Source organism: Sphingopyxis granuli (assembly GCF_001559015.1).
Classification (GTDB): domain Bacteria; phylum Pseudomonadota; class Alphaproteobacteria; order Sphingomonadales; family Sphingomonadaceae; genus Sphingopyxis; species Sphingopyxis granuli.
This window is the reverse complement of record NZ_CP012199.1, coordinates 3,088,368-3,102,422: the sequence shown is the minus strand read 5'-3', so window position 1 is coordinate 3,102,422 and position 14,055 is coordinate 3,088,368. Positions and strand designations below refer to the sequence as shown.

Sequence of the window (14,055 nt, the reverse complement as noted above, 5' to 3'; positions counted from 1 at the left end):
GGGGCGACCGGCATTCGGCACAGCAAAAGCTCTACGAGGCGGTCACAGACTACGTGCGCCATGGATATAATCAGGCGATGGCGGCGAAGCAGCGCCATATCGGCTTCCTGATGATCCTGATGCAGCGCCTTGTCACATCGAGCACCGCGGCAATCCGGACAACGCTCGAAAAGCGGCAGGCAATGCTTGAACAGCCGGACCTTCAACCATCCTTGTTCGAGACAGCCGACGTGGATGAGTGGTCTGAGCTTGATGGCCAAACGCAGGTGGATCTGGCCGTACAGACCAGAGGCTGGGAACTCGAAAAGGCCGAGGTTGAGACCCTTCTCGAGTTGGCGCGATCAACCGAAGCACAGGGTTCAGATGCGAAGGCCGAAGCACTCCTGGAACTGATCTACAAGCTTCAGCAAGAAGAGAACGATCCGGAGCTTAAGGTCCTCATCTTCACCGAATTCGTGCCGACGCAATCGATGCTAGCTCACTTTCTGGAAAGCCGAGGTTTTTCGGTCGTCACCCTCAACGGGAGCATGGATCTCGATGCGCGTACGCGCGCGCAGCAGGCCTTTGCCCAGGATGCGCGGGTATTGGTTTCCACTGATGCTGGCGGCGAGGGGCTCAACCTCCAATTTTGCCACGTGATCGTGAACTTCGACATGCCATGGAATCCTATGCGCGTCGAACAGCGCATTGGTCGCGTCGACCGTATCGGCCAGCCTCATGTTGTGCGGGCGATCAACTTCGTCCTCGAAGACACGGTTGAACACAGAGTGCGCGAGGTGCTCGAGACCAAATTGGCTGTAATTGCCGAAGAGTTTGGTGTCGACAAAGCAAGCGATGTCATGGACTCGGTCGAAAGTGAGCCGCTTTTCGACGAGCTATTCGTGCACGGCTTGCAGAATCCCGATGCTATCGAGGACGTGTGCGATGCTGTCGTAGCGCAGCTCCGAACCACCATCGCGGATAGCCGAAAGGACAGCGAACTTCTGTCGGACCGCCACGAGCTCGATGCCGATGATGCGCGCAAATGGCGAGATCATCCTGCCCAGTTCTGGCTGGAAAGAGCAATCACGACCGGTTTGCCGGCCCGCGGCGGTCTCGCCGAGAAAGACGGCAATGCCTGGCGCGTTCGATGGCCGGATGGAAGCCAATCGGCCAAAGTTTGCTTCGATACGCGTACCGCCGAAGAATATCCCGAGCTGGAATGGGTGACACTTGAAGACCCGCGTGCGGGCGCTCTGATCAGCGATCTGCCACGCTGCGTGCCTGGTCAGCCTCTGCCCATCCTGCGGCTTAAGGGACTGCCTGACAGCGTGCAGGGCCTGTGGTCGCTCTGGGAAATTAGCATTGCGGCCGATGACTTCAGTCGTCGGCGCTTCCTGCCAGTTTTCATTAACGAGGAAGGACGCTCCTTCCTTCCAACGGCGAAGCGTATTTGGGACCTGTTGCTTACCGAGCAGATCGATCGTCATGGAATGTTGGACGGCGAACAATCCGGCGAGTGGTTCGCACGATCGAAAGATGCCGCCATTGCTCAAGGCGAGCGCCAGTTTTCCGAACTGGTTGCAGAGCATGCGGAGCGGCTGCGGGAGGAGCGTGAGCGCGCCAAATTCGCGTTCGATGTGCGTCACCAAGCTATTGGACGCGTCGGCCTTCAGACCGTGAGAGACTTTCGGCGAAATCGCCTGCAAGCCGAATTCGATGCTCGGATGGCGCAGCTGAGCGCAGCCGAAGCCTACACCCCGGACATTAGCGCGGTCATGATGCTGCGCGTCGGTTCGTCGGGAGATCATGCGGCATGAGCGCCTGGATCGATCGGATTGTTCGCGAATTTCCCAGCGAGCTATCGCGCTTCTGGATTGCTTGCGACCCAGACTTGGTGCTCCTCGATACTCATGTTTTGCAGGCGCTCAGGGAGCGTGGGTTCGAACTCTTGTCTTTCGACGACTCGATTGCATTTCGAGCAGAATACGAAGACCGCTTCCGTTCTGCTTGGGATAAATGTCTGAAAGCCCCCGCTGACGCTCTGATCTTGCATTTGGCATCCAACGGCAGTGATCGATTGCCGTGGGACTACCAACGACAGGCACGCTTCGTCCGTCTTGGACTCGCCGACATCTTTCAGAAGCTGAGTTACCCAGCGCTTCGTGATATCGGGCCTGAGCATTACGAGCGACTGTTCGAAGCACACCAAGCGCACGCAACGCAGGTGCTCGGGGATGCCGCGACCAAGGATTTCATTCTCACGCACGTTTTCAAGATGGCGCCCATTCTCATTGACGATGAGACGGCGTTTTGGCGCGAATTGCTTCGGCTGCATCTGCGGGGGGAGGTCCTGCCTGCTTCCCTTGCCGACAGGATCGCTGCGACACTGAAAGCGAAGCCAAGCTTTGCGCAGTTGCCGGTGAAGCGGCTCTTCGAAGACAGGGCCTATGCCCTGCGAGCAATCCAGGGTTCTTGGCGTAATTATCTGACAATCGCTGGTGCGTCCCTCGCCGAGATGAAGCGCGAAACGTCATCTGTAGAAGACCAATTCGTCATTCCATTTGACCATCCTGATATTCGGATGGGCATAGATACGCTCTTCCTCGAGGGCGCTCTCACGCCAGTTCAATGCGCATCATTGCCAGCAGATTTCCCCTCGTGGGCTCGAGTTGGGATTGCCAAGGATTCCAGCGGCCAAGCGCAATTTGTGGCGGAAAATGCCACCAATGTCGCCGAGAGCCTCCCAAGTGTGGATGCCTCCTATCGTGACTGGTTTGCATTGGCGCGCCGGTTGGGCGAACTTCTCCACCAGTACTTCGGCTTGCCCGCTGATCTCGCTGATGCGGTCGCGCAGGATGTGCGGCAAGCTCAAGATGCTGCGGACGACCGGCTAGAAGATTGGCTCCGGCGGCATTTTGCCGACCTGCCATCGCTTGCGGCGGCGAATGGCCCTGTGATGCTTCACCATGTGCCGCGCTATCTCACCTACCGTCGCGGCAAGGGATGTGCTCGCCAAGCGCTTTTGCTCTTCGATGGACTGTCAATCGACCAGTGGTGTCAACTGCGCCGCCGTTTGACTGAGAGAATGTCGACGATCGAAATTGAGGAAGGGGCCTGTTTCGCATGGCTACCGAGCCTTACTTCTGTCTCCCGGCAAACGGTCTTTTCTGGGCTTAAGCCGCGTGAATTTACCAGCTCGATCGATACCACTTCGAAGGAGCCAAGCCTGTGGGCAAAGTTCTGGCAAGAGGCGGGCCTCCGTAAGAATGAGATCGCTTATCAGAAGGGGATCAAGCGCCGCGATCAGCTCCCAGCCATTGAGCAGCTAGTCGCTGATCCCGCCATCAAAGTGGCAGGGATCGTGGTCGATATGGTCGACGAAATCGTCCATGGTGCGACGCTCGGGAAGCGCGGCATCGCCAGCCAGATTGAGAACTGGTGCGACACTGGCTTTGTCGAGCAGCTCATAGAGCTTCTGATCGACCAAGGCTTCGAGATCCATCTGACGTCCGACCACGGCAACGTCGATGCAGTCGGTATTGGACGTTTGAACCAAGGCGTTCTCTCGGAGCTTCGAGGCGAGCGAGTCAGGATTTATCGAAGCGATGACCTCGCCGCCTCCGTCCCGGAAGGCCTAGAGACTGTGCGTTTCGATCTTCCAGGCCTGCCGACTGATTTTCTGCCTGTTTATCCCAAGGGGAGGGGAGCCTTCACAGGGGCAGGCGATCTTTTAGTGGCGCATGGAGGGATGTCGGTCGAGGAATTGATTGTCCCCTTCATCCGCATCAGTCCGAAGAGTTTGAATGATGAAAAGTGAGGGCGCACCGCAGATCGGCTTCGATCGCTTTATTCAGTTGGATTGGGCACGCGCTGCACTTCGTGTGCGCGCTGGCCTTTCGGACCCAGAGGATCTCGCGCAACTGATCGATGAGACGCACTCAGGTGCCGCCGCGAAGAAAAAGACGCGCACGGTCCTCAATCGGCTTTGGTTGGAACCCAGGCCTGAATTGGCAGAATTGTGTGATCGCGCCGTCGCCATTTACGCCGCTGACCCAAGGGCATCGGTTGCCGCCCTAACCTGGGGGATGTCGATCGCGACGTATCCCTTTTTCGGATCGGTCGCGCAGATCGTAGGCAGGCTTATTCGGTTGCAGGGAGATTGCACGTCCGCCGAAGTTCATCGACGGATGGCGGAGAGCTATGGCGAACGCGAAGGCACCCGCCGCATGACTAACATGGTGCTCCAATCCCAGGCAGACTGGGGCGCGATCGAGCGCCTGAACAAGGGCAAGAACATCAAGGCCCTGCACGAGCCGATCACTCTTACGCCAGACCTCGAACTCTGGCTTGTTGAGGCAGCGCTCCGCCACGCTGGTCGAGCAATGCCGACTAGCTCTGTGGCCACAAATCCCGTGCTGTTCCCATTCAGCTTTGGCGATCGACTGGCCTACAACCTCAGCCAGGATGCACGGTTTGCTGTCCGGGTCGACAGCGCCAGCAATCGCATCGTTGAACTCGCGTGAGACGTTGAACGATGGCGATTACTCGAGTTGCAATCCAAGGGGCGTTGGAAGCAGAGCGAAGCTTCGTTCAAAAAGGCGGTAGGGTCGAAGTAAAGTCTGCAGACTGGGAAGACGGTTACCTTGTTTTGGTCGTGCGGTCGATCAAGGGACAGCGCCGGGTTGTCATCGATGAAGCCCTGGAAGGCGTCCGGGCCAAGTGGGGCGACGAGCTTGAAGCAGGAGGCCTAATCAAGCTCGTCGATAGCGATAACGATAGGATCGTCATTCAGGTCGCTGCCGGCGGCATGCCGCTAATTGGGAGCCAAGTCTGGCTGTTCCCCGGCGATTTCTTGGGGCCTCTGATCGACATGTGGGCCGGAGAGATGGGCACGCTTGCAGCCAAACGACTGCGCCAGACCAAGGAAGAAACAGAACCGCTCCAACCAATCCTCCCGCTCGGTGATCTCTTTGCCGACCTTCGGGAACGGCAGGTAAGAGCGGTCCAAAGCTCTGCCTTTCGCAGTTCGATCATCATTGGGCCGCCAGGGACCGGCAAAACCTATACGATCGGCGCGTTGGGAGCCTACCTGCTCAAACGTTTTCCAAAATCTCGCATACTCCTGTTGGGGCCGACAAATGTCGCCGTGGACACGGCATTGGTTTCCATCGACGACTGGCTCCAGCGCACGGCCAAGCAGGAAATTGCGAAGAAGGCGAAGCGCGTCGGTGCCTACTTTGATCCCAGGAAGTTTGTGGATCGGCCGCACTTGCTTGCTCCCGGCATTGCCGAAAAGGGCGCAGAATTCCTGCTACTGGAGGCATCCGAACCGCCCAAAAGCAAAGTCGGCGAGCATATCAGATGGAAGGACAAGCTCAGTGCTCTCCGCAAGGAACTGGGGGCAGACATCTCGTCAGTTGCGTCTCAATCTCGGCTTGTGGCAACCACTGTTTCCTCTGCGATCACGTGGAACGAGACTTTCCGCGAAGCAGGCCCTTGGCATTTTGTGATCTGTGACGAGGCGAGTCAGGTGATTGGTCCCGCCGCTCTCATGGTGCCGGCAATGGGTCAGCAAACCATCTTCGCGGGAGATCCTTGCCAGCTGTCGCCGATCGTTCAGTGCGATGAGGCACGCGAAAAAACTCTTCTCGCGAAAACGGCATTCGATCTCTTCGCGCATGCGCGGACGACAATGTTGAACGAGCAATCTCGAATGGCCGTCGGAATTTGCCAGGCGGTTAGCACGACATTTTACGACGGTGAACTCAAGGTATGCCGGAAAGCATTGGCTGATCCCGAGTGGAAGACACAGCGCAGCCCCTTCTTCGTAGACGGACGCGAGATTCCGCGTGTGTGCTTTGATCAAGTCTCCGAGCCCGCGACATATTCACAGAACTACGGTGGCTTCATTCGCTTTCAGTCCGCCAAGCTCATTGAAACCATTATCGACAATCTCGCGGGCTCATACGTCGATCCACAAGATATCCTGGTTCTGACTCCTTTCAGGGCCCAGAGAACGCTCATCAGGAACTTTCTCAAGCGAAGGCACCCGGAGATTTCCGTCAGCACTGTTCACCGAGCCCAAGGCAGCGAGCGGACGCTCGTGATATTTGACCCCGTGGATGGAACGTCGAGCTTCCTGAAAGGCCGCGATGGCGAACGGCTTATCAATGTCGCGATTTCGCGGGCGAAAGCTCACGTAATTGTGCCCTTCGTTAGAGACGATCTCGAGAATTCCGCGTTAAGCCTGTTGCATAAGATCGCGAGCAAATCTTTCCAGACGGCCGGGAATTTCGCCCATCCTTTCACGTTTTCATCGCTTGCAAATTGACTGTTGGTCTTGTTATGTTCTCACCGCTGCTCTTTCCAGCATTGGAATGTAAACCCATGGATACCAGAAAATCTGAACATCCGAATTTGGACCGAGGTGATCCTGCATCGCCCTGGTCCGGTTTTGCGGAAGTCAGTGAAGCGATCCGCGACAATCGGATCATGGAGTATCGGATAAAGAAGTCCTGGGCGGATCCATGGGGAAGGAAGCTCACAATTGCAGTTCTGCTGGTGATCGCAGCAGGTTTTGCGTTCTTAGCTGGCACGTCAGCCGGGCTCTGGTGACCCATTCTATCACCATTCCTTCACTTCATCTGCAGACTCTGCACTCGCACCCTGTGCACCCCTGGTAACCGCATCGAGACGGCCTCTCGATCCGCGGATCCGCTGACGTCCGGCATCCTGAGCACGCTGCACTTCGTCGGAAATGGCGCCTGCGTCCACGTGCGGCACATTTCCTGAACTCCCTCCACCGATTTGGGCACGACCACGGACAGATCCTGGTCCTGTGACCGATGGGCGCGAGATGGGCTGTCCTGGCGTTAGTACGAGCCTTTCCTCAATCCCGTCGCGCAGCTGTTCCGCGTAGCTATCGATGAACTTGCCCTGCAAGGCTTGGCCCTCCGGGCTGAGCTGGAAACTCAGATCATCAAACCGGACATTGCCGTAGAAATCGCGATTGCGTTCAATTTCGACCAAGCCCCATTCGCGGTAGGCCTGTGACAGGTTGAGGCTGCCTGCGGCGCTGTTACCTTCGAAGAACGATGCCTGGCTTTCGAGGCGGTTCGCCAGTTCCTCAGCCCGCCGTGCTTCGCGACTGTAACTCTGGGCCTCGGTCAGCGAAGTGTTCATGCCACTCGCGGTCGACGAAATCGAGGAACTCGACGAAGTACTGACACTGCGAACAAACCCGTCGCGCGTGCTCGACCAGTTCCGGCTATCCGACATCTGCGCGAGGCTACCGAAGATCCGTGAACGGTCCTCGGATGCGATGCCGATGTCGCTGTCAGTCCAGGTTCGAGTACCTCCCCCTTTCAATCCGACGTTTGCAGACGCCACGCCGTTGGTAACACCAGCTTTGGCGCCGGCTTCGCCACCGAGGAACCACGCTGTCGAGATGTCGTCAGCGGCCCTTCGTGAGAGGCCGAACTGGCGCTGCAGGTTTGTCGATGCCTGGTCGACCTCGTTGAAGGCGGTCTGGATGCTATCGGAGTTGGATATGCCGGTTGCGCTCTCGAAAGCCGATCCGCGGCTGAATTGGCTGCGCAGCTCGCGGAACTGTGTGACGGCGCTCGTGGTCGATTCCGAAGCAATGTTCGCATAGCTCTCGCTATTCGAGCGGGCCTGCGATGCCATAGTCGACAAGCGCGAGGTGAACTCCTGCCCGAGGCTGGGGGTGAAGGGATAGCTCGAATTGGGCAGCTGGTCGTAGCTGGCTTCAGGGAAACTCGTCGTCATCGATCCTGTGTCGCTGAATGTTCGGGTCTGCGCCGCACCATAGGTGAAGCTGGGCGCGATCGTCCCTTGCGCGAACTGACGGGTCAGAACGCTTGAATTCTCGAAGCTGGTATTGCCCAGCGAGACGTTGCCTGTGCTTGCCTCGCGCGCCGCTTCCTCAGCAGCGTTCTGGCTCGGATTGAGATAGCTCGTCGCATGGTGCGAAATCGCCATGGCCCCTTTGGCAACACCGCCGGCCAGGAACGGCACCGAGGCGATGAGATAGCCTGCCAGCAGCCCGATATCGCTGTTGACATCGGCCATACCGGTGAAGCTTGCAAGACTGAGACCATTGCCACCGGCAACCGCGCTCATGTCCGCAGCTCCTTTATACATCAGCATCATGTGCAGGATCACGAACAGTGGTCCCCATGCTGCTAGGTAGAAGAAACCCGTCACATAGCCTTTGAGTGCCAGCGGCCCGGTCTTGGGCAACAGAAACAGCGGGAAGAGGACCGGAAACAGCGCGTAGAAGAGCACGGTCAGCACGACATTGAGGAGCGGCACCCATTTCATCGCGTTGCTGGCGATCGAGCCATAGGTTCGCTCGGTCTGAATATCTGCGCGCGTCTGAGCGTAGACATCGACGTTGCCCGCGCCGCTCGTCGCTGCCATCGAATGCATGGCCTGGCTCATCGCGTTGATTGTCAGCGTCTGCTTGAAGATCTCGGTCGCATTCGCAGAGACCCCGCTGAGATACTGGTAGGCCACCGGCAGATCGGCAAAGAGCTTGGCCTTGGCGAGAGCTGCGGTCTGTTTGGGATAGAGCTGGCGTCCGAATACGGTGCCCATTGCGTCGATCAGCCCGGCCCATTGCGCGTTCAGCGCATCATAGGCTTCGCGGCAGGTGATGATATTCGAGGTAACCTGTCCGGTCCCCGCATCGCGGGTCAGGAAACGCTGGGCTCGCGCCTGGCTGCCGGGGGCAATGGTCGCCCAGATGTCGCTGGTCTCGGCGAGCTCCTTCATCGAATAGCGGCCAAGCAGCACGTCGTAGAACACGCATTGCCGGAAATGCTCGTCGAGATTGGCGGCAAATTCCGGGTCGGAAATGCGCAAGGAGCGCGTAGCATCGTAAAGCCGCGCGCCGTAGATCATGCCGTTCTTCGAGTAGTTGAGATCGCCCGGCAGCCCGAACACCACCTCGGCCGAGCCGGTCAGGTAGTCGCCGACCTGGCTCGTGAAGCTCGCCATCAGCGCAAGTCCCAGCGGCACATTGCTGACATTGGCCGGAGCAAGACTGGGGTTGAGCCGATCGGTCACATGGACGTCGAGCCGCGGCACCATCAGGCACGAGTAGATCAGCGTCGCGCCAAGGAACCAATTGATCCAGGCGCGCCAGTCCTGATTGAACGCCAGCGTAATGGCGGAGAGGCCAAGCCCCATGACCATGACGACCTGCAGGAGGCTTTTGTAGCCCCCATTGCCTGTCCAGGCGGCGACCGCTTGAAAGACATTGACCAGGTAATCGCCCCCGCCAACCGTGAAAATCTCGACCATGTTGCTGGGCTCCCGCCGCTTTCGGCGCGCTGAAAAGGATCAGTGGGTTAGGGCGCGCGACTGCACACCGCGCGACCAGTCGAGCGAGGCGGCCATGCCGGGCGACATTGAGGCGGCGAGCACGTTCTCGATGAACGCGGTCTTCTCGATGATCTGCATGATGGCGTTAACCTTGAGGTGCGTGTTCGCCTGACGGTCCGCGAGCGCCTGCCGAACTACATTCACCTGGCCCTGCCACATGGCGATCTTGGCCTCGTCCGCGCCGATGAAACTCGACATCGAGCGGCCCGCTTCGCTGACGATGCGGTCGAGGACGGCGAACAGCAGGTCGACGCTGGCGATCTCTGCGAGCGTTTCGCGGTCGTCGGTCGGCATGCCGCGACCATAGGCCGCCTGAACGGTAAGAATCTTGTAGAGCGGGATTGAGGCGACCTGAAGCAGTTCCTTCTGCGCATCGGTGATCGCGGTGTCGTCATTGATTGCCTGGATCATGCCGGCGATCAGGGCCGCAACACGCGGGCGCAGCGCCTTGGATGCCGGAAGGCTGAGCGACTTGAAGCCGGGATCGAGGCACTTGTCCGGCTCGTCGCAGTCGAAAATCAGGACATTGCCATTGCTCGTTCCGTCAAGCAGCGAGGTGACGAGTGTCGATGACGCTTCCCCGACGATAGGTACGAACTTGCCCGGTTCATCGTCCGTTGGGGGCACGTAGATAATCGTGCCGAGCAGCGTCATCGCATATTCGGCAAGTTCCTCGTCGAAGGTACCATTTGGCGAGAAGAACGCGGACTTCTTGAGGATCGTCCAGGTGTAGTTCCTCGCCACGGCAGGATTGACGTCGTCATACTTGCCTGCGCCTTGAGCCGTGGTGCTCGAGCGCTGGCCCTTTGTGCCGCAGCCATGCTTGGCGGCGGCATAGTCGGTAAAGATGCCTTCCGAATTGCCGATCGCCTCGCAGATCGCCTTGTCGGCCAGATCGCCCTTGGGCCAGATGCCGCCCACCAGCCCCTGCGCCATCTCGCAGGAGTTGATGTTGAGGTTGTTCATGAGCTGAGCCTTCTGGCTGAACTCCTGCATGATCTTCGAGCATTCCGGGCAGACCGTGTCGATCGCCAGGCTGAAAGCGAAGCCGACCGCATTGTTGGCCACCGCCTTCAGCATCGCGACGATCTCGCTCGCGTTGATGAAGCTGAAGGACCCGGCAAAAATGTCGATACCGCCGCACCCCGCACGGGCGCGCGGCAGTTGCAGGTTGGCGATGTTGGTCGTCTTCTGAGGAAAGCGCGTCCAGACATTGCCGAGGCTGTAGTATCCGGCCGACTGGCCTTCGAATGCGGTCGGCCCATTGATATTCGCAGCGCCGCCGACATCGTTGAGGAACGAGTCCATCGAACTGCCGACATCGGCCGATGCACTGGTGAGGGGCAGGGTAACCGCGAGGATCGCGGCGACGGCACGTTTCATCCTAGTAGTCACGTCCGGCTTCCTTCGATGTGAGGAGGTAAATGCGGTCCTGAAGCTCGTCGGCGCTCATCACGCCGTAGCCGATCGGGATGGGCTGGCCCTTGGCGGCGTCCCAGAGCACGACCGCCGGCGTGACCTTGGGCTCGAGCCCCATCCGGCTGCGCTGGTTGGTCTCGACAGTGTAGTTCGGGAAATGGCGCGAGGGCCCGCCATCGGTCGAGATTGCGCGCACGGTGATGTGCCAGGTCGAAGCGACGCTCTGGACGATCGGGGACATGACTTCGCAGGCGCCGCAGCTTTGCGCGAAGAAATAGAACAGTCCGTAGCGCTCCGAGAGCTGCGCCATGACCGCATTGCGCTCAGCGCTGCGCGTGTCCTGCCATTGACGCTTGCCGAGCGTCGAGACCGGACGCTGGAGCGTGTAGTCGAGATCAGGATCCTGCCAGATTGCCCGCTGCCAGACATCGCTGAACAACGATGCCCGATCGAGCTGGGCGCGCTGGAACCGGATATAGGCCGTCACATTGGCCGGTGTCGGCTCGAGGATGGCCTTGGCTTTCAGTTCGCGCAGATTTGCCGTGATGGCGTCGAGCTGGCTGGTCGCGCTTGGCGTGACCGCCGGTGCTTCGACTTCCATTTCGGGCGGCCTGGGCTTCGAGCAGTAGAACCAGTATCCAAGCTTTCGCTCCTCGCAGTAGAAGCTGTCCTGCCGGTCGCTGGTTGTGACGAGGGGCGGTTCCTGAGCCTGCGCCGAAGTGCTGAAGGCACTCGGCACAAGGCTAAGGGTGAGGCAGGCGGCAAGCAGCCGCCAGGCGGCCTTATTGGCTGGCGCGGGCATAGTAGTCCTCGATTTTTTGTTGGATTTCGGTGGCGGCCTGAAGCTCGTCGGGCAGGCGGGCAGCATCGGTGAACTCGGCGTAGACTTCGCTGAAATCCATCTTCGAGAGATCGAGCCGCGAAAACTCGTCAATGGTGAAGCCCAGGCATTGCTCGGTCTTGGGCTTGCCCCAGGGCTTGTTCAGCTGCTGGCGGCCCTGTTCCTGCAGAATCCGTGAGAGCTTGGATTCAAAGCAGCAATAGACCTTCTTCTTGGTCAGGCAGACGCCGAGGAAGCTGTCCGAGCAATAGGTTCCGACATAGGCGCACAGGCCCTGCGCATCGCGTTGGTGAAGCAGCATTTCCTCGCGGCTGCAGCCCAGTGCAACGAGCAGTTGGATGCCCGGGATCAGCGGGAAGCCTTTGCCCTTGCAGCAATTGAGCACGCCGAAGACTTTCGACGAACAGGTATTGCGCGTGCCCCTGAACAGGGTGAGTGTCTCAGGATCGAACTCGCGCCGCGCCTGGTCCATTGCGTTAAGCGCGACGACCGCGTCCTTGAACTCGTCATTGGCTTCGCGCTCGATCGTTTCGCACGAGCCATCGATGCAATAGACGTCGCCATCGCAGATGAATTGGCTGGTATTCGCGGGCTGGTCGGGAACCGGGCAATCATAGACTCGCTCCCAGGTCCGGCAGGGCTCGCCTGACAGGCAGTCCTCGCGCACGAGCGAGCAGCCCGACGTGTTCTCGAGTGTCTGGCAATCCTGCGCCTCGGTAAACTGCGCGCAGGTATAGCTGCGCGACCACGCCCAGCAGGGCTGGGTGACCGCGATGCCGTCGACAATCCGGGTGACCGGATCGCTGTCGGTGCAGGTCTCGCTGTCCTGCTGGCATGAGCTGTCCGCAGCAAGGCCCGCGCACTGGCTTTCGTCGCGGTTCGTCGTGACGACGTTCTCGCCGGTCACGCTGTACGGCGTCGCGCCATCGACCGGCGCGGTGCAGCTCACGAGATCGACGCGCAGGTCGCCCGAATTGCAGCCCCAGTAGATACCGAGATAGGGATCGCACAGATTGATCGGATAGGACTGCGTGACCGTGCACTGCGGCGCCGGGTAGCGATTGCAATTGTAGATCGATGCCGGATCGACGCCGCTTCCGCCGACGCAGTAATAACCATAGACTTGCCGCTGCTCGATCGTGGCGTTCAGCGTCACCGGGCAGGTTCTGGTCTCCTGGGTCGCGGAATAGCCGACGTTGCAGGTCGCCATGTAGCGCGCCGCCGTGCCGCTCCCTGGAGGCAGAGGGACGCAGCGGCCCTGACTGCCGCTGATGCTCATGCCGCTCGTGTAGGATAGCGGATCGTCGCTAATGACATTGCTGCGCGCGACGACAGCGTCGAGGTCCTGGGGCGCGAACTGCGCACGGCGATCCATGGAATCGCGCATGGTCCGGAATCCGGTGTTTGCGGTGGCCTGGCTTGCCGCTTCCCGCGCCATCCGGTCGGGATCATCGAAATAGCCTGACTGGCTGGGCGCGCTCCCGAAATTGGGTATTCGGTTTGCGTCCGGTTCGGTCGTTGCTGCGCCTTGTGCGTCGGCCGCCTTGTCGCGTCCGAAGGCCTTGCCGTCGGCTTTGGCGGCATCGGTTGTGGTTTGGGCCGAGACGCTTGTCGGCAGACAGGCGCAGGCGAGGCAGAGAAGGGGGAGGAGAAGCCGCTTCATGGGTCACTCCGTTGCAAGCGGGCAAGATGCTGGGATGCGAGAAGCGCGCCGGGACCGCCGCCTTGGGCGAAGGTTTCGAGCGCGTAGGACACGCTGACATTACCGCTCATCCGGTCGTGGGGTGGAACCTGGGTCCGGCAATCGAAGCCATCGCAGAGATCGAAATCGCTGCTGGTCACCACATAGGTGGGGACCGTCTCGATTCCGAAGGCGCGAAACAGGCGCGGATCGATGCCGACCGCGTCGAGCTTGCCGCCGTCCTCTGCGACTTTCGCGAGCGCTGCGGTCAGGGTCTTGGCGCTGCCCCCTGGCAGCCCTCGAAGCACGACCACACCGCCTGCACGGGCGACGTCGTCCGCCATGGCGCGCAAGGCCGCCGGCGGCATCGAGAGCGAAGCGAAGGCGATAAAGCGGGGTGCTTCACCCAAGCCCTCGCTGGCCATGGTGCCCGCGTCGGCCACCATCTTGTCGAAGTCGAAGACGTCCTCACTTTCTGGCCGCGCGGATCTTGCCGCCTGCTCGGTGTAGCGCTTGCCGTGCGCCTGGGCTTCGGCGGCGCTGTCATTGGCTTGGCTGAGGACAGCTTCGGCGCGCGCACGGGCACTGGCGGCAAGCGCCTCGGCTTCGCTCGCCTCAACCTTGGCGCGGGCGCGTATCGCTTCGAGATCGAGCTCCTGTTCGCTGGTCTGTGCTGCGGCTCCCGCCATAGCGGCCGCGCCAGTGATCGACGCAATTACAAGAA

10 protein-coding genes are annotated in these 14,055 nt (G+C 59.9%); 5 read left to right on the top strand and 5 right to left on the bottom strand.

What is annotated here, in order from left to right; all coding sequences use genetic code 11:
* The first annotated feature begins 77 nt into the window (after window positions 1-77).
* Genes SGRAN_RS14355 through SGRAN_RS21800 form a run of 5 tightly spaced genes read left to right on the top strand, consistent with a single transcriptional unit; the run spans window position 78 to window position 6,597 of the window.
* A complete protein-coding gene (locus tag SGRAN_RS14355) occupies window positions 78-1,799 on the top strand; it encodes a helicase-related protein (protein ID WP_210434146.1) in 1,722 nt (573 codons plus the stop codon).
* Window positions 1,796-3,799 (top strand): BREX-3 system phosphatase PglZ, encoded by a 2,004-nt coding sequence (gene pglZ, locus SGRAN_RS14350; protein WP_067184726.1) that lies wholly within the window; start codon window positions 1,796-1,798, stop codon window positions 3,797-3,799. The genes SGRAN_RS14355 and pglZ overlap by 4 nt, the downstream gene beginning before the upstream one ends.
* Window positions 3,786-4,505, top strand: a complete 720-nt coding sequence (locus tag SGRAN_RS14345; RefSeq protein WP_067184724.1) for a hypothetical protein — start codon at window positions 3,786-3,788, stop codon at window positions 4,503-4,505. Before pglZ ends, SGRAN_RS14345 begins: the two co-directional genes overlap by 14 nt.
* 11 nt (window positions 4,506-4,516) lie before the next feature.
* Complete coding sequence (locus tag SGRAN_RS14340; RefSeq protein ID WP_082737274.1) at window positions 4,517-6,313, top strand: DEAD/DEAH box helicase; 1,797 nt, start codon at window positions 4,517-4,519, stop codon at window positions 6,311-6,313.
* A gap of 56 nt (window positions 6,314-6,369) precedes the next feature.
* Window positions 6,370-6,597 (top strand): hypothetical protein, encoded by a 228-nt coding sequence (locus SGRAN_RS21800; protein WP_082737457.1) that lies wholly within the window; start codon window positions 6,370-6,372, stop codon window positions 6,595-6,597.
* A gap of 9 nt (window positions 6,598-6,606) precedes the next feature.
* Here the strand turns inward: SGRAN_RS21800 and SGRAN_RS14335 are convergent, their stop codons facing one another.
* From SGRAN_RS14335 to trbC, 5 genes are read right to left on the bottom strand one after another with little or no spacing between them, the layout of a single operon-like run.
* A complete protein-coding gene (locus SGRAN_RS14335; protein WP_067184718.1) occupies window positions 6,607-9,309 on the bottom strand; it encodes a conjugal transfer protein TraG N-terminal domain-containing protein in 2,703 nt (900 codons plus the stop codon).
* Between the two features lie 39 nt (window positions 9,310-9,348).
* On the bottom strand, window positions 9,349-10,773 hold the full coding sequence (locus tag SGRAN_RS14330; RefSeq protein WP_067184715.1) for a conjugal transfer protein TraH: 1,425 nt from the start codon (window positions 10,771-10,773) through the stop codon (window positions 9,349-9,351).
* 1 nt (window position 10,774) lies between these two features.
* Window positions 10,775-11,611 (bottom strand): conjugal transfer protein TraF, encoded by an 837-nt coding sequence (locus SGRAN_RS14325; RefSeq protein ID WP_067184712.1) that lies wholly within the window; start codon window positions 11,609-11,611, stop codon window positions 10,775-10,777.
* On the bottom strand, window positions 11,592-13,313 hold the full coding sequence (locus SGRAN_RS14320; protein ID WP_067184710.1) for a conjugal transfer protein TraN: 1,722 nt from the start codon (window positions 13,311-13,313) through the stop codon (window positions 11,592-11,594). The genes SGRAN_RS14325 and SGRAN_RS14320 overlap by 20 nt, the downstream gene beginning before the upstream one ends.
* Entirely contained in the window at window positions 13,310-14,020 is a 711-nt protein-coding gene (gene trbC / locus SGRAN_RS14315) for a type-F conjugative transfer system pilin assembly protein TrbC (RefSeq protein WP_237233519.1), read from the bottom strand. Before trbC ends, SGRAN_RS14320 begins: the two co-directional genes overlap by 4 nt.
* Window positions 14,021-14,055 lie beyond the last annotated feature (35 nt).